The following is a 20,455-nucleotide window of genomic DNA, read 5'->3' on the forward strand; positions in this document are numbered from 1 at the left end:
TCCCATTACACCAGCTGCGGGTACAGCGCTGCCGGGTCCGCGGACAGCCCCCGCTTCACGGTGCGGGTGACCTCGTCGGCGAGCACCTCGAAGGCGCCCATCTCGACGCCGTCGTACGCCTGCCGGGCGACGTCCGCGGCGGAGACCTTGGGCCCGTCGATGCCGGCGGTCATGTCGGTGTCGATGTAGCCGACGTGCAGCCCGGTCACGCCGGTGCCCTGCGGCGCGAGCTCGAGGCGGAACGCGTTCGTGGCCTGCCACAGGGCCGCCTTCGTCGCGCTGTACGAGGTGCCCTGTGAGATCCACGACAGCACGCTGTGCACGTTGAGCAGGTGGCCGCCGCCGTTGGCCGCGAGGACGGGGGCGAAGGCGCGGGTGACGTGGATCGGGCCGTAGAAGTTGGTCTCGAACTCGCGGCGGATGTCATCCAGGACGCCGGTGAGCAGGCTGGCCCGCGCCGAGACACCGGCGTTGTTCACCACCAGGGTGACGTCGGTGGCCCCGGCCGCGGCGCGGCGGGCCGAATCCGGGTCCGTCACGTCGAGGGCCAGCGCCGTCGCGCCCGGCGTGCTCACCGACCGCGGGTCGCGGGCCGCCGCGTAGACCTTGCGGGCTCCACGGGTGAGCGCCTCCTCCACGAACGCCTTGCCGAGGCCCCGGTTTCCGCCGGTGACCAGTACTACCGCGTTCTGCAGTTCCATCTTCACTCCTTCTGAAAACCGATCGGTTTCCAACGTATACCGATCGGTTTCCACTGTCGAGATTCGCGCTACGCTCGCCGTTGTGACCTCGATCGCCCCGCCCCGCGAACGCCTCCTGCGTGCCGCCGCCGAACTCTTCTACGCCGAAGGCAGCGCCGTCGGCGTCGAGCGGCTGTGCAAGGCCGCCGGCGTGTCGAAGCGCTCGATGTATCAGCTCTTCGACTCGAAGGACAAGGTCATCGCGGAAAGCCTGCGCGTGCACGGGCCGGCCACCGTGGCGGGATACTTCCCCCCGCCGGACGCCGCCATGCTGCCGCGCGATCGCATCCTGCACGTCTTCGCCCGCCTGGAGGAGCAGTCGGGCCGCCCCTCATTCCACGGCTGCCCGTTCGTGAACACGGCCGTGGAACTGCACGACGCGAGCCACGAGGCGTCCCGGGTCGCCCTCAGGTTCAAAGAGCAGCTGGAGTCGTACTTCCTGCGCCACGCCGAGATCCTCGGCGCCCCCGACCCCGCGTTCCTGGCCGCCCAGCTCACCATGCTCTTCGACGGCGCGGCGGTCCGTGCCGTCATGCGGGCCGAGTCGCTGGGCGGCACGGCGTTCCGCGCGGCCACGCATCTGCTCGACAGTTTCGCGCCGGACCGATGAGTTTCCCCCATCCGGCCGGCGTTGCACCGCTGCACCGACCGGATGGGGGAGCCCGCCATGAGCACCGCGATCGCCGGGATGACCATGTCCCTGGACGGCTTCGTCGCCGACCCGACGACCGCATCGACCAGCTGTCCGGGTGGCACTTCACCGGCCCCGGCCCCGGCCCCGTCGCCGTCCCCGGCGCCTCGGCCGACTTCAGCTTCCAGGTGTCCGAGGCAGCGCCTTCCAGTTGTCCGAGGGCAGCGCCCAGCACCTGCGCGACGGCTACGCCAACGTCGGCGCGCTGGTCCTGGGCCGGCGGCTGTTCGACCTCACCAACGGCTGGCACGGCCGGCACCCCATGGGCGTTCCCGCGGTCGTGGTGACCCGCGCCGCGCCCCAGGACCGGGCCTTCACCGACGACGCCCCGTTCACGTTTCGTCACCGTCGGCGTCGAGGCCGCGATCAGCTGGGCGTCGGCGATCGCGGGGGAGGAGCGCTGGGTCGGCGTAGCCGGCACCATGATCGCCGGCAGTGCCTCGACCTCGGCCTGCTCGACGAGATCCGGGTCGCGTTCGCGCCGGTGCTGCTGGGCCGGAGCGTCCCATGGTTCGCAAACCTGCACAAGTCGCCGGTGCGCCTGTCGGACCCCCGGGTCATCGCCGGCATCGAGGTCACGCACCCTGCACGTCAAGGTCGCTCGCTGATTACCTTGCTGTTTCGTGGTCCCGGGCCTCAGGGCCGCTTGCTGATTACCTTGGCGTTTCGTGGTGCCGGGACGTCAAGGTCGCTTGCTGATTACCTTGCCGTTTTGTGGTGCCGGGGCCTCAGGGCCGCTCGTTGATCACCTTCGCGTGCTCGTAGTGCTGGTGGGTGGAGAACTCGAGCACCTCGATCATCCTGGCCAGCACCCTCCGGCTCGACCCGCGTGGCGGTCTTCGGCCGCGCCTCGACGACGGGAGCCTCCCCAGCCTCCGCGACCGACACCGCAACCGACTCGAAATCGGGCTCGGACTCCGATCCCGGCGCACTGACAGCGCGAAGCCTGGCAAGCAGGTCGGACTCCTCGACAGCCTCACGACCGAAGACGGACGCCCACGGCACGAACCCGGCGTCCTCGGCAACAGACTCCGCCTCCGGTGCTGCCTGTCCGACAGCCTCGACCTCGTGACGTTGCGCGAGGCAACGGCCAGCGCGAACAGACCTGATGCTCCAGGGCGAGCGGATCTACCGCGCGTGCGTCCTCGCTCACTGCTCCCAGCCCTTCCCGCCTGGGGCCTGTTTCACAAAATCCGTGGTTCGAATTCGGCTGACGATGTAGCGGCGCGCCATCGGATCCACGGCCGATTGACTTGAGGCCACATGGCTGTATTCTGAAGGTGTTCGACGCACCACCAAGGGCCGCAAGGGGCCCTGTCGAGTCAACCGGACACCACCGCCCCGGGTACCGCATCATCCAGATGCCGATCCGCGGCGGCCGCAGCGCAGCACCAGCCACGCCGGCTGGGGCCGGCGTGCTCGGCGAAATACCGGAAACGGTGCCCTCGACAACCCCGGGATGAGCCCGGCGCAGCCACTGCACCGGACCGCACCGGAACGACGAGGCGCACACCCCGGACTGTTCCATAGCTCCAGCACTAACCACGAGCTATGAAACAGGCCTTAGGCAAGCCGCCTGCCATACTAGTCCTTCAGTAAGCGTGTCGGGTGGTAGATCTGCCTGGAGATGGATCAAGGGTCTTATCCTGCTTGGGTTTGCGCGCCAACGCAGTCCAGTCAGGAAAGACCCTTGTGGTGAAGAAGATAACGCACGAGCAGAGCCGGCTGAACTCGGCACGCCGACGGCGACGGGTGGTGGCCCGGCAGCGGCAGGCGGGGCATTGGGGTCAGCGTCCGGAGCCGATGCTGACGTCGGGGAAGATCAGCTACGAGATCGGCGGCAACGTCGAGGCAACACCGTACGGTGGTCTGTTCGCTATGCACCGTCTGGTCACCCGGCTCGGGCTGGCCAAGGCGATCGATGCGGGCCTGGAGTTGCTGAAGATCCACCTGCCGTATCACGAGTCGGATCATGTGCTCACCCTCGCGTACAGCGTGCTGACGGGCGGCACCCGGCTGCAGGATGCGGACCGGCTGCGCAACGATGTGCCGTTGCTGAACGGTCTTGGCGCCAGGCTGTTGCCGGACCCGACCACGATCGGGGACTTCCTGCGCCGCTTCACCGAGACCGACATCGTGGCGCTGATGGACACGATCAACGCGGTGCGGCCGCAGTTGTGGCGGGGCCGGGGCGCCGACCTGCTGGGCGAGGTGGCCTACCTGGACGTGGACGGCACGATCGTGCCGACCACCGGTCAGCTCAAGCAGGGCATGGACATCTCCTACAAGGGGATCTGGGGCTACGCGCCGCTGCTGGTCACCCTCGCGAACACCCGGGAGGTGCTCTACCTGGTCAACCGGCCGGGCAACGCGCCCAGCCATCTGGACGCCGCGACCTGGATCGACAAGGCGATCGCCCTTATGACACCCTACGCGCCGCGGGTGTGTGTGCGTGGTGACACCGACTTCGCCCTGACCGCCAACTTCGACCGGTGGGCGCAGCAGGTCGACTTCGTGCTGGGCACGGACAACATCGCCGCCCTGCGCCGCCGGGCCGAAGCCCTCGACGCGTCGGCGTGGCAGCGACTGCAGCGCCCGGCGCCCTATGCGAGCAAGACCGGCACAACCCGGGCGCGGCGCCACAACCGCAAGCAGCAGGTCGTCGCCGAGCGCGGGTTCGTCAACCTGCGGCTCAACCACGAGGACGTCGCCGAGTTCACCTACCGGCCCGGCAAATGCGGTCGCGACTACCGCGTCGTGGTGCTGCGCAAGAACATCAGCCGCATCAAGGGCGAGCAAGCTCTCATCGATGAGGTCCGCTACTTCTTCTCCTTCACCACCTACCCCGCCGCCACGCACACCCCGGCGCAGATCGTGGAGCTGGCCAACGACCGCTGCGACCAGGAGAACATCCACGGCCAGCTCAAGTCCGGCCTCAACGCCCTGCACGCGCCCGTCGACGACCTGCACAGCAACTGGGCGTACATGCTCATCGCCGCCCTCACATGGAACATCAAGTCCTGGCACGCGATGATGACGCACCGCAAGCACGACCTGCACAGCTTCATCCGCATCGAGTTCAAGCGGTTCCTCGACACCGTCATCCGCATCCCGGCCATGGTCATCGTCCGGGCCCGGGCCATCGTCGTGCGCCTGATCGCCTACACCGTCAACATCGACCGGTTCTTCAGCGCCTGGACCACCACCGAACGCATCCGCTTCGGCTACGGCTGACACGGAACCGACCGCGTCACCACCGACCCGCCGCGCCGCGGCGGCGCTCCCACACGCCCAGCATCGACAACCCCCGCAAAGAACTACACCAAAACGGACACAGGCACAGGCTCCCAGCCGACCTCCCAAGCCGCCAACAGCCGCAGCGGGCCCTCGCATAGAGATCATCCGCACGCCACGACGCCGACAGGCGCCCTCACCACCGAACCTCGCTTACTTGAGGACTAGATGATCGATTCCAAGGGATACGGGATAGCGAACAGACGCGAGGGCATCCATGATCGACGTTGCCTAGGCAACGAGACCATGGAGGCCACGTGCACGTCGATCTGGACACCCTCGCGACCGCACTGTACTGCAGGATCGACGACGAGCTGAAGGCGTCCCCGCAGCTCAACCGGTGGCGGCCGCCGGTCGGGATCACCCCGAAGATCACCGACGCCGAGCTGATCACCGTGTCGGCCATGCAGGTCCTGCTGGGCTATCACAACGAGAGCCAGTGGATCCGCTACGCCCGCAAGTCGATCCGCCACCTGTTCCCCCACCTGCCCAAACAGCCCGGCTACAACAAACGGCTCCGCGGTCTCACCACCCAGATCAAGCACTGCATCGCGGTGCTGGTCACCGACACCGACCTGTGGCAACACCCGATCCGCATCGCCGACTCCACCCCGGTGCCGTGCGGCATGTCCCGCGAAACGGCCCAACGCTCCAACCTGGACAGCTGGGCCGGTTACGGCTACTGCGCCTCCCACTCCCGGCTGTTCTGGGGCCTGCGGCTGCACCTGGTCACCACCGTGCACGGCCTGCCCGTGGCGTTCGCCCTGACCAACGCCAAGACCGACGAACGTGAGGTCCTCGTCGACCTGGTCACCTTGCAGCCGAACATGTTCCACCACCCGGACGGGCTGATCCTGGTCGTAGACAAGGGCTACCGCGACCGCGCCACCGAAACCTGGCTCAACGACAACGGCATCACCGTCATACGACCCGCATACCGCAAAGAACCGGCGCGACCCGGCCGCAGCCTGCTGCGGGCAGTCCGGCAGAGCATCGAATCGGTCAACCAGACCTTCAAAGGCCAACTCGACCTCGAACAACACGGCGGCCGAACGATCACCGGCGTTGCTGTCCGGGTCCTACAACGCGTCCTCGCCCTGACCGCCGCGATCTGGCACAACTGGCACACCGGCCAACCGGTCCTGCGATCCCTGGTCGCCTACGATCACTGACCCCTTGGAATCGATCATCTAGTAGCGGTACCCCAATGATTGGTACCCCAATGATTAGTCCACCAAGGAGTGAGTCCCGATGTTCGGCTTGAGCAAGCGCCGCGAGAAGAAGGACCGCCTGGGAGACTTCCTGTTCAAGATCTTCGGTCCCGCCACAGTGGAGGGCGCGATGCAGGGCTGGAGCCCGCAGGCCCAGGCCCAGTACAAGCAGATGTGCGCCAACCAGAAGCGCGCCGCCGAGGAGGCCCGCCGAGCCCAGGAGCAGGAAGCGGCCTGACCCTGGCCGGTGGCCCCGCACTGCAGCGCTCGTCGTCGCATCCGGGAGGCGCTCAACCCGCCCCGGCAAGCGCTCCGGGTCCGCCTCGATGCGGCGTCGTCACACCCGGATCGCGCGACCCGTGGCGACAGGGTCCGGCCAACGATCGCCGCTCGTTCACCATCCCCGGCCGGTCGGCTCCCGGCGCTGGACGAGCTGCGCCCGGTCGCCGAGGCGCTGGTCGCCGACCTCGCCGTCGTGATGACCATGGGGACCGGCGCGACACGCGCCTCCGTCGACCTCGCATCGCCCTGCACGCGGGGCACGCGACGCTCTACCGCATCCGTCGCCGGCTGGCCTCCTGCAGCAACGCCAGCCGCGTGGCCCCCACCGCCACAACGATGAGCGAGACCCGCCACACCACGACCCCGAACTCGACGGTCGTGACGTGCCCCGCCCCGAACCGCCCAGCCACCCCGTCGAGCCCCGGAATGCTGACGATCAACGTCAGCACCGCCACCGCCGCCACCGTCGGCGCCAGCCAGATCGACCGCGGCCGCTCGAACGTCGCCCACGCCGCCAACGCCAACGCCACCGTGGCGGTGATCAGCAGCATCGCCATCGCCACCGTGACCGGCCGGTGCCCGTCGAGCCGGCTGGCCCCGTGCAGCGCCCACCCGGTCCACATGTCGCCACCCCGCTGCAGCAGCGTGGCCGTCCCGCCAAGGTCGGTCGCCACCGTGACCGTGTTTTCCTCTCGAGCCCACGGCAACGCCAGCGCCAGCAGAGCCGCCACCGCGCCGACGAGCGCCACGACGCGACTGCCGATCCCAGCGACCGTCGGCTCCGGCGGCGGCGCAACCTCGGATGCCTCGGCAGCCTCCTCATGCGGTGACGTCATGCCCGTAGACCGTAGTCGGCGCCACCGGCCCCCGTCACTCGCCCCAACCCGTCAGCTTTCCGCCTCCCCGAGCCGCAACCCTTTCCCCGTTCCGACCCGCGGCTGCGGATTGGGCGGTGTCTGTCGCACGGCGCTTACGTGGCCGCCGCGCTTCCGTGGTCGGGGCGCGGATGAACTCGGCCGCCGCCGATCTGCTGCAGCTGCCCACGGCTGGCCGATCCTTGGCTCGCCGACGTCCGCCTGGTACGCACGACGACGACGGCGGCGCTCGGCATGGATGCCGCCGCCGTCGCGTGCCCGTGCTACAGGCCGAAGGCGCCGCCCTCGACCAGGATGAGCACACCGATGCCGATGAGGACGACGGGCAGCAGGATGTGTCCCCACCGGCTGAGGGCTCGGGCGATGACCGGGCGGGTGGCGAAGTATCGGCCCGCGGCGATCCACAGCGCGAGCAGGGCGAGGAAGACGACCACGTACACGCTCATGCCGCCGACGCCCGCGGTGGCGAACACGGGCACGTAGACGCCGATGTTGTCGCCGCCGTTGGCGAAGGTGACCGAGGCGACCTCGAGGACCCGAGGTCCGTTCTGCTTTGCTTCGGGGTCGAGGTCCTCCTTGTCGCGGCGGTGTCGCCACGTCTGGACCGCGGCCTTGATGCCGAGGGCGAGCGGCAGCAGGCCGAGGTACGGGATGATCTGTTCGGGCAGGAAGGTGGCGCCGAACGCGGCGGCCACGGCGACGGCCAGGATGGCGGCGAAGCCGAGGTATTGGCCGAGGGCGACGGCCCGGGCCGCGTGGCGGTGGCCGGCGCCCTGGGCGAAGAACAGGGCGAGGACGACGATGTCGTCGATGTTGGTGACGGCGAACAGGCCGGCGGCCTGGCCGATAATGCTGAGGGTCATCGGTGGGCCGCCTCCGTGGCGGTGCCGGGCGAGCGGTCGCCGGGACATGGCTGCATGATCAACCTCAAGGTCTTCGATCGGACGCGGACGCTGGGGTGCGCGGCATCAGGCAAGCCATAGCTGCGCCCAGGTCCCGGACCTGGGCCGTGGGCGGCGAGCCGCGCTCCGGCGGCGATCAGCAGCGGAGTATTCGCAAGGCAGTCAGATCGGGCCGCAGCCCGACGAGGATGGGCCCGGCGCCTGCGCGGGCGCGTTGCCGCTCGACACGGCCGGCGGTGGCCGCCGTCGAGACCGTGAGGGAGGGGATGTCGCGGTGAATGACGGCCGCGAAGATCGCGGTCCGGGGGATGATGGTGACGTCGTCGGAGCGCAACTGGGTCTGTCCCGACGGGTCGCGGGCGCCGTCGGACTCCGCGATATGAGCGGCCACGCTGAGCGGAGCGGGCCCGTGCGGGGGCAGGTGGTCGGTGGAGATCAGGTAGACCATCAGCGCGACGGCCGTGAGCACGACGACCAGCGACCATCGTCGTCTCATCGTGCCTCCCGCCTGGCGCCGACCGTCTGGCTACAACCTAGCTGATCATCGCAAGTGCCTGCCGAGCTGGCATCGACGAAGGTGGGTTCGTCAGTCGCGAGGTCGATGGAGTGGGCGAGTTCGCGGACGGTGTGGCGGAGCGCCGTGCAGCGGCAGGTGGTCCGGCCGTCGCAGGCGCGATGATATCGAATGCGGTCGCGGTCGGACATTCATTCGTGCCGACCTGCGCTGCCGGGTCTGCTCGTTCGCAACGCCAAGAACCTTTGCCCATCGACGGGTTTGGGCCAGCGTGTCCCCGCAGTCAAGGTCAACTGGTCCCTGCAGTTCCAGGCAGCAGGGCCGATCGATCCTCTCGATGTGGACGACTGACGCCTGAAGTCACGATTCATCCCGGACCCGCCGGCTGCCTTGGTGCCCGGTAGCGGCTGCGGCCGCGGTGTCGGTCCTTCCTGTCATCGCAATTGCCTTCCTCGGCCGCCACGATCACCCGAGCTCGGGCGCTGGGCCGGGCGGCCATCATCAGGCTTCGGCCTCCGTCGATCTGTTCGTGCGACCGCGCCGATGCTCTCGCCGGCGGTCCCGCTGACGCTTCTCGCTCGCCGTGTGCCGGGGCGTCGACGCGGTAGGCGCCCTCCTCGACGGCGGTCCGTCCCGCGTTCGCGCCGGCCTGGTGGCCAATGCGGCGGCTCGCCCGACCCGGGTCCGCTGGCGGCGCCTCCTGTAGCGGGATTCAGCGAGTCTCCCCGCTCTGGCCGACGGGTTTTCGGCGGCCACCGGTCTGCCGATATCCCGGGTGAACCCCTGGCGCGAGTCCCTGCTGGTCGGCGATCCGCTGCAGCAGCCCGGTGAGCTGCGCGCGCTCTTCGGGGTCCAGTGCCGTCAGCAGTTCGTCGTCGTGTGCGGTGGCGATCGATCGCATGTCCATCATGACCCGTTCCCCGTCGACGGTCAGATACAGCTCGTGATGGCGACGGTCCGTGCTGCCCGGCCGTCGCTCGACCAGCCCCTTGTGTCCGAGGTTGTCGATCAGCACCACCACGCGGCTCGGCACCACGCCCAGGTCGACGGCGACCGACTGCTGGCTGCGGCCCGGCTGCCCGGAGATCATGCGCAGCAGTCCGACCTCGGTCGGCGAGAGGCCGATCTCCTGCACGCGATCCGCGAACCGCTCCGACGCGTGTGCGCCGACCTGGGCCAGCAGGAAGGCCGCACCTCGTGGAGTCCTGGGTTGCCTGCTTCGCTTCATGCGGCTATCGTACACCACGACGAATCATTCGCAGCACAGAACTATTCAGGATAGAGAAGGGAATCCTCGGATGTCGTTCACCAGTCATCCCGACGGGCGCGGTCCTGCAGCGTCCAGCGGGGCCGACGCCGCTCGCCGACTTGGTGACGCCGCAGTGAGGGTTGCCGACGGCGCTGCGCTGGACGGGCGGCGACAGTGGTGGACGGGCGGGGTCGGTGGCAGACGCGCGGCGGCCGCCTCAGGCGCGAGCCGGCCGGTGGGCGGACGGGCGGCGGTGGTCGCCCCATGCGCGAGTCGGCCGGTGGTGATGGGCGGGGGCCGGTGATGGATGGGCGGGGGCAGTGGCAGACGGGCGGCGGTCGCCCCGTATGTGCTCCGGCCGGTGGTGGGCGGGCGGGCGGCGTCAGTGGTGGGCGGGTTTCGGCTGACGGGCCTGAGAGTTCGCGCCGATGTCTAGGCAGGTGGCGACGGGGGGAGGGCACGCAGGAGCGGGGGATGGAGGACTGTGGCCGGGCCTCGGGTGAACAACTGTGCCGGGCGGCCTCGGTCGCCGGTTGTGGAGCGGCCCGTGGGGATTACGAAGCCGGGAGTCGAGGTGGCCTTGCGGTGGAAGTTGCGGGGGTCGAGGGGGGCGGACCAGACGGCCTCGTATACCTGGCGAAGGTCCGCGATCGTGAACTCCTCGGGGCAGAAGGCGGTCGCCAGCGGGGAGTATTCCAGCTTCGCTCTGGCCCGCTCGATGCCGTCGGTCAGGATCTTCGCGTGGTCGAAGGCCAGGGGCGGGAGGTTCGACACCGGCAGCCAGGCCGCGTCGGCTGCGTCGGTGCCGGCCGTCGGGGTGGGGGCGTGCGGGAGCAGGGCCAGATACGCGATCGTCACCACCCGGGCTCTCGGGTCGCGGCCCGGGGTGCCGTACGAGCCGAGCTGTTCCAGGTGGCCGGCGCTGTCGATGCCGGTCTCCTCCGCCAGCTCGCGGGACGCGGCCTCGTCCAGGTCCTCGTCCTCGTGGACGAAGCCGCCGGGCAGGGCGTGGGCGCCCCGGAACGGGTCTATCGCCCGGCGGATCAGCAGGACCGACAGGGCGCCCTGGCGGACGGTCAGCATCACGAGGTCGACGGTCACGGCGAAGGACATGTATTTATCACCACGTTGACGAGAAACGGTGACGACTTATATCGTCTTCGTGACGATAACTTATGGGGAGGGTCGTCATGGCGGATGTGACACGGCGGTTGTTCCTGCGCCACCTGCGCGGGGCGCCGACCAGCTGGGTTCGGCACCTGGCCAAGGGCAAGGTCAAGCACGAGGGGATCGGGCAGTCGTTCTGGTATCGGCCGCTCACCGCCGTGCTGTCCGAGGTTCCGGTCGACGACCGGGAGCTGCCGCTGCTGTTCCACGCGCGGACCAGTGACTTCGCCGACGTCACCGTGCAGGCGACCGTCACCTATCGCATCAGCGCTCCGGCCACCGCGGCCGAGCGGCTCGACTTCTCCGTCGACCCCAGGGGCGGGCAGTGGCGGGCGCAGCCGCTGGACCAGGTGGCGACGCTGCTGGCCGAGCTCGCGCAGCAGCCCGCGCTCGATCTGCTCGCGCGGCTGCCGCTGACCGAGGCGCTCACGGCCGGCATCGCGCCGGTGCGGGAGGCGGTGTCGGCGGCGCTGGGCAGCGATCCGCGGCTCACCGACACCGGGGTGAGCGTGGTGAGTGCGCGGGTGGTGGCGATCCGGCCGGAGCCCGATCTGGAGCGGGCGCTGCAGACGCCGACCCGGGAGGCGGTGCAGCAGGAGGCCGACCGGGCCACGTATGCGCGGCGGGCGCGGGCGGTGGAGCAGGAGCGGGCGATCGCCGAGAACGAGCTGCAGAACAAGATCGAGCTCGCCCGGCGGGAGCAGCAGCTCGTCGAGCAGCACGGGGCGAACACGCAGCGGCAGGCCGAGCTCGACGCGGCCGCGGCGCTGGTCGCGGCGCAGGCCGAGGCTGAGCGGTCGCGAGTCGCGGCGGTGGTCGAGGCGGAGGCGGACCGGCTGCGGGCCGAGGCGCGCGCGACGGCGGTGCGGGCGATCGGGCTCGCGGAGGGCGAGGCGGAGGCGGCGAAGCTGGCGGCGTATCGCGACCTGCCTCCCGCGGTACTGCAGGCGCTGGCCCTTCGGGAGCTCGCCGGGCAGCTGCCGCAGATCGGGCAGCTCACTGTGACCCCGGACGTGGTGACCGGCCTGTTGAACCGGCTGGGCAGATGAGCACGCTCGCGCCCCGGGTGGTGCTCGTGTCGCGGCGCAGCGAACTCGACGAGCTGCTGGCCCGGCACGGCACCCGCGCGGCGGCCGACTACTACCTGCGGCAGCGGGGCCGCGATCTCGGCGAGGTCGCGGCCCGGCACCAGGCGCTGCAGGCTGCGCTGACCACGGCGAAGGCTGCGATCCCGGCCGACTGGCGGCGCGGGAGCATCGACCGCGACGACCTTCCCCGGTTCCTGTTCGAGCCGCAGGACGTGGTCGTCGCGGTCGGGCAGGACGGGCTGGTGGCCAACGTCGCGAAGTACCTGGACGGGCAGCCGGTGATCGGCCTCGATCCGGAGCCGGGCCGCAACCCGGGGGTGCTGGTCCGCCACGCGCCGGCGCAACTGCGGCGAGTCCTGAAGCAGTGGACCGTGGAGGAGCGCACGATGGTGTCGGCCCGCCTCGACGACGGGCAGGAGCTGCTGGGGCTCAACGAGGTGTACTTCGGCCACGTCGGCCACCAGTCCGCGCGGTACGGCATCCAGACCCCGGGCGGCGGGCGCGAGCGGCAGTCGTCCTCCGGCGTGGTCGTCGGCACCGGCACCGGCGCGACCGGCTGGTGCTCGTCGATCGCCCGCGAGCGGGCGGACGCGCCCGGGCTGCCGGGGCCGCGTGAGGCGGCGGTGTGCTGGTTCGTGCGTGAGGCGTGGCCGTCGCCGGCGACCGGCGTGGGGCTCACCAGCGGGCGGCTGGAGGCGGCGGAGCGGCTCGAGCTCACCTGCGAGGGCGAGCGGATGGTGGTCTTCGCCGACGGGCTGGAGGGCGACCGGCTGGAGCTGGCATGGGGGCAGCGGGTCGCGATCGGTGTCGCGGGCCGACACCTGAACCTCGTCGTGTAAGAAAAGTAGGGTAAGGGCGTGAACACCTTCCCGCTGGGCAAGCGTAACGTCCACCGCGTCGGGTTCGGCGCCATGCAGCTGCCCGGGCGCGGTGCCTTCGGGCCGCCCCGGGACCGGGCCGAGGCCCTCGCGGTGGTGCGCCGGGCGGTGGACCTGGGTGTCGACCACATCGACACGGCCCAATACTACGGGCCCGACGTCGCCAACGAGATCCTGCGTAGCGCCCTGTATCCGTACCCGGCCAACCTCGCGATCGTGAGCAAGGTCGGCGCCCGCCGCGACGACAAGGGTGCCTGGCTGCCGGCCGACAAGCCCGAGGAGCTGCGGGCCGGGGTCCTGGACAACCTGCGGGCGCTCGGTGTCGACCGGCTCGCCGCGGTCAACCTGCGCCTGCACGCCAAGTCGGCGCCGGAGGTCCTCGACGCCCAGCTCGACGCCATGGTCGCGATGCGCGACGAGGGGCTGATCGAGGGCATCGGGATGAGCAACGTCGACGCCGAGCAGCTGCGGCAGGCCCTGGAGCGCACCGAGATCGTCTGCGTGCAGAATCCGTTCAACCTCGTCGACCAGCAGTCGCGGCCGGTGCTCGAGCTGTGCGCGCAGCGCGGGATCGCGTTCGTGCCGTTCTTCCCGCTCGGTGCCGCGTTCGGCCGCGATCGGGTGCTGGGCCACCCGCAGGTCAAGGCGGTCGCCGAGCGGCTGGACGCCACCCCGGCCCAGGTCGCGCTCGCCTGGGTGCTCGCCGTCGCGCCCAACACGCTGCTCATCCCCGGCACCGCGTCGCTTCCGCACCTGGAGCAGAACCTGGCGGCCGGGCGGATCGAGCTCGACGGGGACGCGCGGGCGGCGCTGGGCATTGCGGGTACGACATGAAGCGCCGCCAGGTCGGCAACCTCCTCGCGCTCGCGGTGCTGTCGTATCTGAGCCGGCAGCCGATGCACCCCTACGAGCTGGCCAAGACGCTGCGCAGCCACGGCGACGCGCGCAGCATCAAGTTCAACCACGGCTCGCTGTACATGGTCGTGCAGCAGCTGGCCAAGGCCGGCTTCGTCGCGGAGCAGGAGGTCAACCGCGAGGGCGCGCGCCCGGAGCGGACCGTCTATGGCATCACCGACGCCGGCCGCGCCGAGCTGCGCGACTGGCTGCGGGAGCTGGTGGGGCAGCCGCAGCACGAGTACCCGGCCTTCGTCTCGGCGCTGTCGCTGTTCTCGGCGCTCACTCCGAACGAGGTTCTGGCGCTGCTGCGCGGGCGGCTGGAGGGCCTGGCGGTGTTGCGCGAGGAGGCGGCGGGCGCGATCGACAAGGCCGAGGCCGACGGCCTGCACCCGCTGTTCCTGGTCGAGGAGGCGTACCGCGTGAACCAGCTCGACGCCGAGTGCGCCTTCGTCACCGAGCTCATCGCCAAGATCGCCGATCCGGCGGAGGGCTGGGGCCCGATGTGGGCGGCCGCGCACGGGATGGAGTTCAATCCTGAATAGTTGACACTGACTAGTCACTCCTGGATAGTTGGAATCAACTAATCCAGAGAGCGGGGGCTGGTCATGGCCGGAATCGGCAACGCGATCATCATCGGCGGCGGCATCGGCGGCCCGGTCGCGGCGATGGCGCTGCAGAAAGCGGGCATCGAGGCGACGGTCTACGAGGCGTACGACGGCACGGCGGCCGGCGTCGGCGGTGCGCTCGCCCTCGCCCCGAACGGGCGGCAGGCGCTCGCGGCGATCGGCGCGGACGAGGCCGTCGCCGCGGCGGGGCGGCCGATGCGCGCGATGGTCATGCAGAGCTGGACGGGCAAGCGCCTGGCCGAGTTCGGCACGCCCGAGGGGCTGCCCGAGCAGCTGCTGATCTGGCGCTCGGAGCTGTACCGCGTCCTCTACGCCGAAGCCGCCCGCCGCGGGATCCGCATCGAGCACGGCAAGCGCCTGGTCTCCCTCGACGACTCGGTCGCGACCTTCGCCGACGGCAGCACCGCGACCGGGGACGTTCTCATCGGCGCCGACGGCATCCGCTCCACGGTCCGCCGCGCCATCGACCCGCAGGCACCCGCACCGCGGTACGCCGGCCTGCTCGGCTTCGGCGCGCGCTGCGCCCCCGGCGGGCTCGCCCCGACCGGCGCCAAGATGCACATGGTCTTCGGCAAGCGGGCGTTCTTCGGCTACCAGATCGAGCCCGACGAGGCGGGCTGGTTCGCCAACCTGCCGCACCCGAAGCCGATGAGCGCCGCCGAGGCCCGTGCCACCGGCGCCGCCGAGTGGCTGCGCCGCATCGCCGAGGCGTTCCGCGACGACCGCACGCCGGCCGTGGAGATGGTGCGCCGCACCGCGCCCGAGGACCTGGTGATCACCGGCGGGCTGGAGGACATCCCGACGGTTCCCGTGTGGCATCAGGATCATGTCGTACTGCTGGGAGACGCCGCCCACGCCACGTCCCCGAGCTCGGGGCAGGGCGCGTCGCTGGCCATCGAGAGCGGCGTGCAGCTGGCCCGGTGCCTGCGCGATCTGCCGGTGCCGGCGGCGTTCGCGGCGTACGAGCGGCTGCGCCGGGAACGGGTCGAACGGATCATCAAGATGGCCGAGCGCACCAACAGCGACAAGGCCGCCGGGCCGGTCGCCCGGGTGCTGCGCGACGTGCTGATGCCGCTGGCGATGAAGTACCTCGCGAACCCCGCCAAGTACGCCTGGCAGTTCGACCACCCCATCGACTTCGACGCGCCGGTCGCGGCGAGCGTCCGGGTGGCGGCCTGACCTGTCACCGGGGCCGGGGACGGCGATCGTATGCTGTCCGCCATGCTGGCCACGGATCGGTACCCGCAGCGCGTCGCCCTGGTCCGGCAGCTCGTCGCCGCCGGGGACCTCGCGGCCCTCGGGACGCAGCTCGTCGACCTCGCCGCGCACAACGGCGACACGTGGCGCTTCGACGGCGCCGAGGTGCGCCGGGCGGTCGAGACCCTGCCGCCGCCCCGCCGGCACGCGCTCATCATCGACGTCATCGAGCGGGCCGGCGAGACGGTCGCGATCGACTCGCTGGTGCGCTGGCTCGCCGGCGGCCTCGGCCCGGACGACCTGTCGTGGCGGGCCGCGCGGCGGCTCATCGCCGCCGCCGAGGCCTGCGAGGTCGCCATCCCCGAGGAGCTGCGCGTCCTCGCCGACGTGGCCGTGCGCGAGACCGGCGACGTCCCGCCCGCCCTGCTGGCCGTGATGCGCCGCTCCGCGAAGTGGATGCCGACCCGCTCGGCGCCGCTGGGCCCGTGGCTGTCCAAGGCCACCGCTCCGCTCAACGCCGGCGAGGCGTGGGCCGAGGCCGCCAACGCCGAGGCGCCCGACCCGCAGCTGCTCGTCCACGCCCTCGGGGCCAAGGGGGCGCGTCCGGCCCCGGGCTGGGCGCGCACCGCGGTTGGGCTCTGCGGCGAGGACGGGGCGCAGCTCGTGCACCGCTGGTTCGCGCTCGTGCCGCGGCCGCGGACCGTCCGGCTGCGCAACCACGGGATCTACGACGCCAACGAGATCCTCGATCCCTACAACGCCCTGGCCCTGCGCGGCCTGCTGTTCCTACTGGCCGCGCGAACCCCGCACCACCCCGGCGACCCGGCCGCCATCGGCCGCCTCGCCGGGCACGCCGCGGAGAAGGTCCCCGGCCACGGCCCGCGCAGCCAGATCGTGGCCTACGCCGCCGTGTACGCCCTGGAGCGCATCGGCACCGGGGCCGCCCTCGACGAACTGCAGCGGCTGCGCGGCCTGGGCCCGCTGCCCGGCCTCGCCGGCCGCCTCGACGCCGCGATCGCCCGCCGCCGCGCCGCTCTCGGCCGGACCGCCTGACCAGCGTCCGCTGCCGCCCATGACAAGGGCGCCGTCAGTGCGGCGAGGCTCTCGCAGTCGCGGCCCGGCCCGGGTTCACCGGGCCGGGGCCGCAGCGTGCACGTCGGATTTGGCGCGGGCTCGGGCATCTCGGCTACAGAGGTTCTCGATGCTCCGCGGCCGGTCGGCAATGCCCGTGCCCGCACCCCCATCATCGCGCGGCCGTGGCTGGTCGACGCGAGTTCGGGGCGCAATCACCCGTGCGTGAAACTCGTGATGAGTACGGCCAATGACGGTATTTCACCTGCCGGGTTATAAATCCGACATGTCGCGGCGCGTAGCGCCCGACATGTCGTCCCCCCACCGTGCCGCCGTCCGATGTGGAGCGGCCGTTCGACGCGCTGCCGAAGATCCGGGCCCCCACGGCGCCGGGTACACCGCCCTGCGGCAGCTCGCCGGGGTCCCGCGGGCGGAGCTTGCGAAGGGGTTGGCCTGTCGGCTACCTGACCTGACGCAGTGTGCCAGATTGCTACGTTGCGTGACATGCGGCTCGCCACGTTCAATGTCGAAAATCTCTTCGCCCGGGCCAAGGCGATGGACAACACCGTGCGGGAGACCGGGCAGCCGGCGCTCGCCGCGTTCGAGGCGTTCAACCGGATCGCCTCGCACGACGTGTACAGCGACGAGGACAAGGCGGCGATGCTCGACGCCCTCGTCACGCTCGGCGTGCTCGTGCAGACCCGGGAGGGGCGGCGGCTCAACCCGCGGCAGTTCGACACCGCCTGGGCGCTGCTGCGGGAGAACCGCGGCGACTTCCTCGCCGCGCCCGCGGACCGGGAGCCGCACATCGTCGCGCGCGGGCGCGCGGACTGGACCGGGTGGGTCGAGCTGATCGTCGAGCCCGTCGACGAGACCGCCACGCGGATGACGGCCCGGGTGATCGGCGACGTTGCCGCCGACGTGCTCTGCCTCGTGGAGGCCGAGGACCGCCCGGCGCTGGTGCGCTTCAACGACGAGCTGCTCGGCGGGCGATACGCGCACGCGATGCTCGTCGACGGCAATGACCCGCGCGGGATCGACGTCGGGCTGCTGTGCACGGAGGCGGTCACCATCGACTGGGTCCGCAGCCACGTCGACACCCCCGACCCGGCCGTGGCCGGCAAGCGGCTGTTCAGCCGGGACTGCCCGGTGTACAAGCTGAAGCTGCCGGGCGGCGCGGACCTCTACCTGCTGCTCAACCATCTCAAGAGCCAGTCGTTCGCCGCCGGCGACCCGGACCCGCTGCGCACCCGCCAGAGCGCCGAGGTGCGGGCGATCTACGACCGGCTGCGGGCGGCCGGCGCGGAGCACGTCGCGGTCCTCGGCGACTTCAACAAGGGCCCGGACCGGCGCGACCCCACGTTGCACCCGACCCTGGAGCCTCTGCTCGGCGCCGGGACGCCGCTGGTCAGCTGCTACGACCTGGAGGCGTTCGGGGAGCTGTTCGACGCCCGGGACACCGCCCGCGAGCGGCCCGGCAGCTTCCAGTCGTGCACGATCTCCAACCGGCTCGACTACATCCTGCTCTCGCCCGAGCTCGCGGCGAAGGTGACCGGCGGCGGCGTGTTCCGCAAAGGGCTCTGGGGCAGCCCGGAGAACAAGAACCCCCCGAAGCTGTGGAGCGTCTACCCGCAGCTCACGGCGGCCCGGCACGGCGCCAGTGACCACGCCGCCGTCTGGGTGGACATCGACCTGTAGCAAGAGCCTCGCAACGAAGCAGCGTCAGTACCGCCGGCACGCGGCGGTACAGGTCCGGAAGTGCCGGGAGGCCGAGCTGCACGAAGATGCCGCGGACGCGGGCCTCGACGGTCCGCTCCGCCGGGAACCGCAGCCGCCCGGAGACGGCCACATTGGACAGTCCCGCGGCCGTCAGGGCGAGGATCCCGCGCTCCCGCTGCGACAGCGCGGGCAGCGCATGACCCGTTCGACGACGAGCGGGTCGACGGCCAGCACGCGGTGCTCGTCGGCCGGAACCGGTCGAGGCCGCGTGCAGGGTGGGGTCGCCGAAGCGTCGCGCAGGCCATCTGCATCCCGTTCAACGACGCCCAGGCGACCCGCGGCCGGGGCACGCGCGGCCCGGCGGCATGGCAGGATCGGGGTATGACGCTGGCGGTGCTGGGGACCGGGATCATGGGGGCGGCGATCGCCCGAAACTGGCTCAGGGCCGGCCAGCAGGTGCGGGTGTGGAACCGGACCCGCGCCAGTGCCGAGCCGCTCGCCGCCGACGGCGCCGTCGTGGCCGAGACCCCGGCCGACGCCGTGCGCGGCGCCGACCCGGTGGTGACGATGCTGTTCGACGCCGCCGCGGTCGCCGACGTGATGCGCGCCGCCGCGCCGGGCCTGGCCCCGGGCACGCTGTGGCTGCAGCTGAGCACGGTCGGCGCGACCGGCGCCGACGAGCTGGCCGCCCTCGCGGGGGAGTTGGGCCTGGTCTACGTCGACGCCCCGGTCCTGGGCACCCGCGGCCCGGCCGAGCAGGGCAAGCTCACCGTTCTCGCCTCCGGCCCGGCCGAGGCGCGCGCCCGCGTCGAGCAGCTCGCCGGCCCGATCGCCGCCAAGGTCACCTGGCTGGGTGAGGCGGGCCGGGGCAGCCGCGTGAAGCTGGTCGTCAACAGCTGGGTCCTCACCAGCGTCGCCGCCCTGGCCCAGAGCGTCGCCCTGGCCGACGCGCTGGACGTCGACTTTCTTTCCCTGATCGCCGGCGGCCCCCTCGACCAGGGCTACGCCCACCTCAAGGCCCCGCTCATGCGCCGGCGCGACTACCCGGCGGCGTTCCCGGCCGGGGGTGCCGCGAAGGACGCCCGGCTGGTCGCCGAGCTGGCCGCCCAGGTCGGCGTGGACTCGTCGGTGGTCGACGCGGCCCGCGCCCTGCTGGAGGAGGCGGCGGCCCGGGGCTTCGCGGCCGACGACATGGCGGCCGTCTACGAGGCCGTCCGCTCGCCGGGCGCCTAACCGATCGTCCAGCGCTGGTTCGCCTGGCCGTTGCCGGACCACAGCACCAGCCCGGTGCCGTTGCCGTACGCGTCCAGGCACAGCCCCGACGCCAAGCCCCGTCCACTGCTGGTTGGCCTGGCCGCCGCAGTCCCAGATGACGATCGCCGTTGACGTACGCGATCATCGCCACCGCCCAGCCGCCGCCGGCCGAGGCGATCCCGTTGAACCGCAGGGTTGCGCCGTTGCCGACGTTGCCGACCTTCGCCCCGGCCGAGCAGCCGGTGCCGAGCCGCCGCGCGTGTTCCCGGACGCCTCGGCCTCGTAGGTGCCCGCCGCGTTCTCGGTGCCCGTGACGGTCAGGAACACCGAGGCGCCGGCCGGCACCGAGACGCCGTACGAGGTGGCGACGCCGGTGGTGCTCGGCCCGGTCCACGCGTTGCGGACGGTCCCTGCGGCCGGGCTCAGCCCCAGGCCGGCCCGGCGGACCGGCATCGTCGCGGCCGAGCCGGTGCGGTTGAGCAGCACCACCGCGCGGCGGCCGGAGCCGGCGAGCGCCTTGCCATACACGTGCGCCCGTGTCCTCGGCGACCTTCACGCCCTGCAGTCCCCGCGGGTCCTGGGCGGCGGCGAGCACGTCGGCGTTCTTCAGCGCGTCCAGTGTGGACAGATCGGCGCCGAGGAGCAGCGGCCCCCCGAGACCGCCCCCAGGTTGAGGTGCGTGCGGTTCTGCGCGGCGCTCAGCCCCGGCATGCCGGCGATCATCATGTCCGGGTCGTTGACGTACCGGTGTGCTGCGCCGCATCGGCCCCACTCCCACGGGTTGCCCACGCCCCAGTCGG

22 protein-coding genes are annotated in these 20,455 nt (G+C 71.5%); 13 read left to right on the forward strand and 9 right to left on the reverse strand.

The annotated features are described in order from the left end of the window. Positions 1-5: 5 nt before the first annotated feature. On the reverse strand, positions 6-701 hold the full coding sequence (locus tag ACQPY0_RS24250; protein ID WP_432992869.1) for an SDR family oxidoreductase: 696 nt from the start codon (positions 699-701) through the stop codon (positions 6-8). Positions 702-783: 82 nt separating this feature from the next. Between ACQPY0_RS24250 and ACQPY0_RS24255 the strand changes: the two genes are divergently transcribed. The 5 genes from ACQPY0_RS24255 to ACQPY0_RS24275 all read left to right on the forward strand — a co-directional run bounded on the left by ACQPY0_RS24255 (position 784) and on the right by ACQPY0_RS24275 (position 6,174). After that, positions 784-1,350 carry a TetR/AcrR family transcriptional regulator gene (locus ACQPY0_RS24255; RefSeq protein WP_432992872.1) on the forward strand — a complete coding sequence of 189 codons (567 nt, stop codon included), beginning with the start codon at positions 784-786 and terminating at the stop codon, positions 1,348-1,350. Positions 1,351-1,582: 232 nt separating this feature from the next. Further along, positions 1,583-2,176, forward strand: coding sequence for a dihydrofolate reductase family protein (locus ACQPY0_RS24260; RefSeq protein ID WP_432992875.1), 594 nt, complete (start codon positions 1,583-1,585; stop codon positions 2,174-2,176). Positions 2,177-3,135: 959 nt separating this feature from the next. Continuing rightward, on the forward strand, positions 3,136-4,665 hold the full coding sequence (locus ACQPY0_RS24265; RefSeq protein WP_432995372.1) for an IS1380 family transposase: 1,530 nt from the start codon (positions 3,136-3,138) through the stop codon (positions 4,663-4,665). A 317-nt stretch (positions 4,666-4,982) separates the two neighbouring features. Continuing rightward, a complete protein-coding gene (locus tag ACQPY0_RS24270; RefSeq protein ID WP_432992878.1) occupies positions 4,983-5,897 on the forward strand; it encodes an IS982 family transposase in 915 nt (304 codons plus the stop codon). 79 nt (positions 5,898-5,976) lie between these two features. Beyond that, the gene (locus ACQPY0_RS24275) at positions 5,977-6,174 is read left to right on the forward strand and encodes a hypothetical protein (protein WP_432992881.1); all 198 of its coding nucleotides are present in this window, start codon (positions 5,977-5,979) and stop codon (positions 6,172-6,174) included. 313 nt (positions 6,175-6,487) lie between these two features. On the opposite strand, the gene ACQPY0_RS24280 is transcribed toward ACQPY0_RS24275, so the two are convergent. From ACQPY0_RS24280 to ACQPY0_RS24300, 5 genes are all read right to left on the reverse strand, one after another. Then, complete coding sequence (locus ACQPY0_RS24280; protein WP_432992884.1) at positions 6,488-7,054, reverse strand: hypothetical protein; 567 nt, start codon at positions 7,052-7,054, stop codon at positions 6,488-6,490. 302 nt (positions 7,055-7,356) lie between these two features. Continuing rightward, a complete protein-coding gene (locus ACQPY0_RS24285; RefSeq protein WP_432992887.1) occupies positions 7,357-7,956 on the reverse strand; it encodes a cadmium resistance transporter in 600 nt (199 codons plus the stop codon). A 175-nt stretch (positions 7,957-8,131) separates the two neighbouring features. Then, positions 8,132-8,491: a hypothetical protein gene (locus tag ACQPY0_RS24290; protein WP_432992890.1), complete on the reverse strand. Its 360-nt coding sequence runs from the start codon at positions 8,489-8,491 to the stop codon at positions 8,132-8,134. A gap of 730 nt (positions 8,492-9,221) precedes the next feature. Then, on the reverse strand, positions 9,222-9,737 hold the full coding sequence (locus ACQPY0_RS24295) for a MarR family winged helix-turn-helix transcriptional regulator (RefSeq protein WP_432992893.1): 516 nt from the start codon (positions 9,735-9,737) through the stop codon (positions 9,222-9,224). Between the two features lie 453 nt (positions 9,738-10,190). Then, positions 10,191-10,871 carry an NUDIX hydrolase gene (locus ACQPY0_RS24300; RefSeq protein WP_432992896.1) on the reverse strand — a complete coding sequence of 227 codons (681 nt, stop codon included), beginning with the start codon at positions 10,869-10,871 and terminating at the stop codon, positions 10,191-10,193. A 77-nt stretch (positions 10,872-10,948) separates the two neighbouring features. Between ACQPY0_RS24300 and ACQPY0_RS24305 the strand changes: the two genes are divergently transcribed. The 7 genes from ACQPY0_RS24305 (at position 10,949) to ACQPY0_RS24335 (ending at position 18,380) form a co-directional block, all read left to right on the forward strand. Further along, a complete protein-coding gene (locus ACQPY0_RS24305) occupies positions 10,949-11,974 on the forward strand; it encodes an SPFH domain-containing protein (RefSeq protein ID WP_432992899.1) in 1,026 nt (341 codons plus the stop codon). Beyond that, on the forward strand, positions 11,971-12,852 hold the full coding sequence (locus tag ACQPY0_RS24310; RefSeq protein WP_432992902.1) for a hypothetical protein: 882 nt from the start codon (positions 11,971-11,973) through the stop codon (positions 12,850-12,852). The genes ACQPY0_RS24305 and ACQPY0_RS24310 overlap by 4 nt, the downstream gene beginning before the upstream one ends. An 18-nt stretch (positions 12,853-12,870) precedes the next feature. Beyond that, positions 12,871-13,725: an oxidoreductase gene (locus tag ACQPY0_RS24315; RefSeq protein ID WP_432992905.1), complete on the forward strand. Its 855-nt coding sequence runs from the start codon at positions 12,871-12,873 to the stop codon at positions 13,723-13,725. Further along, positions 13,722-14,330: a PadR family transcriptional regulator gene (locus ACQPY0_RS24320; RefSeq protein WP_432992908.1), complete on the forward strand. Its 609-nt coding sequence runs from the start codon at positions 13,722-13,724 to the stop codon at positions 14,328-14,330. The genes ACQPY0_RS24315 and ACQPY0_RS24320 overlap by 4 nt, the downstream gene beginning before the upstream one ends. 63 nt (positions 14,331-14,393) lie before the next feature. Beyond that, entirely contained in the window at positions 14,394-15,593 is a 1,200-nt protein-coding gene (locus ACQPY0_RS24325; RefSeq protein WP_432992911.1) for an FAD-dependent oxidoreductase, read from the forward strand. Between the two features lie 42 nt (positions 15,594-15,635). Beyond that, a complete protein-coding gene (locus tag ACQPY0_RS24330) occupies positions 15,636-16,664 on the forward strand; it encodes a hypothetical protein (protein ID WP_432992914.1) in 1,029 nt (342 codons plus the stop codon). Between the two features lie 522 nt (positions 16,665-17,186). Continuing rightward, the gene (locus ACQPY0_RS24335) at positions 17,187-18,380 is read left to right on the forward strand and encodes an endonuclease/exonuclease/phosphatase family protein (RefSeq protein ID WP_432992917.1); all 1,194 of its coding nucleotides are present in this window, start codon (positions 17,187-17,189) and stop codon (positions 18,378-18,380) included. Here ACQPY0_RS24335 and ACQPY0_RS24340 read toward each other — a convergent pair. Beyond that, positions 18,319-18,531 (reverse strand): hypothetical protein, encoded by a 213-nt coding sequence (locus ACQPY0_RS24340; protein ID WP_432992919.1) that lies wholly within the window; start codon positions 18,529-18,531, stop codon positions 18,319-18,321. The two genes, ACQPY0_RS24335 and ACQPY0_RS24340, sit on opposite strands and share 62 nt — an antisense overlap. A gap of 251 nt (positions 18,532-18,782) precedes the next feature. On the opposite strand from ACQPY0_RS24340, the gene ACQPY0_RS24345 reads away from it, so the two are divergent. After that, the gene (locus ACQPY0_RS24345) at positions 18,783-19,634 is read left to right on the forward strand and encodes an NAD(P)-dependent oxidoreductase (RefSeq protein WP_432992922.1); all 852 of its coding nucleotides are present in this window, start codon (positions 18,783-18,785) and stop codon (positions 19,632-19,634) included. 162 nt (positions 19,635-19,796) lie between these two features. Here ACQPY0_RS24345 and ACQPY0_RS24350 read toward each other — a convergent pair whose 3' ends face one another. Both ACQPY0_RS24350 and ACQPY0_RS24355 read right to left on the reverse strand, forming a co-directional pair. Continuing rightward, positions 19,797-20,183 (reverse strand): hypothetical protein, encoded by a 387-nt coding sequence (locus ACQPY0_RS24350; RefSeq protein WP_432992925.1) that lies wholly within the window; start codon positions 20,181-20,183, stop codon positions 19,797-19,799. Between the two features lie 78 nt (positions 20,184-20,261). Then, positions 20,262-20,444 (reverse strand): hypothetical protein, encoded by a 183-nt coding sequence (locus ACQPY0_RS24355; RefSeq protein WP_432992928.1) that lies wholly within the window; start codon positions 20,442-20,444, stop codon positions 20,262-20,264. Positions 20,445-20,455: the final 11 nt, after the last annotated feature.

Origin of the sequence: Dactylosporangium sp. CA-233914 (assembly GCF_050942935.1) — a bacterium.
In the GTDB taxonomy this organism is placed as follows: Bacteria; Actinomycetota; Actinomycetes; order Mycobacteriales; family Micromonosporaceae; genus Dactylosporangium.

Bases quoted from the DNA above. Each gene is read 5' to 3' on its own strand.
- ACQPY0_RS24250 (WP_432992869.1), bottom strand. From the start codon at position 701: ATGGAACTGCAGAACGCGGTAGTACTGGTCACCGGCGGAAACCGGGGC.
- ACQPY0_RS24275 (WP_432992881.1), top strand. From the start codon at position 5,977: ATGTTCGGCTTGAGCAAGCGCCGCGAGAAGAAGGACCGCCTGGGAGAC.
- ACQPY0_RS24280 (WP_432992884.1), bottom strand. From the start codon at position 7,054: ATGACGTCACCGCATGAGGAGGCTGCCGAGGCATCCGAGGTTGCGCCG.
- ACQPY0_RS24285 (WP_432992887.1), bottom strand. From the start codon at position 7,956: ATGACCCTCAGCATTATCGGCCAGGCCGCCGGCCTGTTCGCCGTCACC.
- ACQPY0_RS24290 (WP_432992890.1), bottom strand. From the start codon at position 8,491: ATGAGACGACGATGGTCGCTGGTCGTCGTGCTCACGGCCGTCGCGCTG.
- ACQPY0_RS24295 (WP_432992893.1), bottom strand. From the start codon at position 9,737: ATGAAGCGAAGCAGGCAACCCAGGACTCCACGAGGTGCGGCCTTCCTG.
- ACQPY0_RS24300 (WP_432992896.1), bottom strand. From the start codon at position 10,871: ATGTCCTTCGCCGTGACCGTCGACCTCGTGATGCTGACCGTCCGCCAG.
- ACQPY0_RS24305 (WP_432992899.1), top strand. From the start codon at position 10,949: ATGGCGGATGTGACACGGCGGTTGTTCCTGCGCCACCTGCGCGGGGCG.
- ACQPY0_RS24310 (WP_432992902.1), top strand. From the start codon at position 11,971: ATGAGCACGCTCGCGCCCCGGGTGGTGCTCGTGTCGCGGCGCAGCGAA.
- ACQPY0_RS24320 (WP_432992908.1), top strand. From the start codon at position 13,722: ATGAAGCGCCGCCAGGTCGGCAACCTCCTCGCGCTCGCGGTGCTGTCG.
- ACQPY0_RS24325 (WP_432992911.1), top strand. From the start codon at position 14,394: ATGGCCGGAATCGGCAACGCGATCATCATCGGCGGCGGCATCGGCGGC.
- ACQPY0_RS24330 (WP_432992914.1), top strand. From the start codon at position 15,636: ATGCTGGCCACGGATCGGTACCCGCAGCGCGTCGCCCTGGTCCGGCAG.
- ACQPY0_RS24335 (WP_432992917.1), top strand. From the start codon at position 17,187: ATGCGGCTCGCCACGTTCAATGTCGAAAATCTCTTCGCCCGGGCCAAG.
- ACQPY0_RS24345 (WP_432992922.1), top strand. From the start codon at position 18,783: ATGACGCTGGCGGTGCTGGGGACCGGGATCATGGGGGCGGCGATCGCC.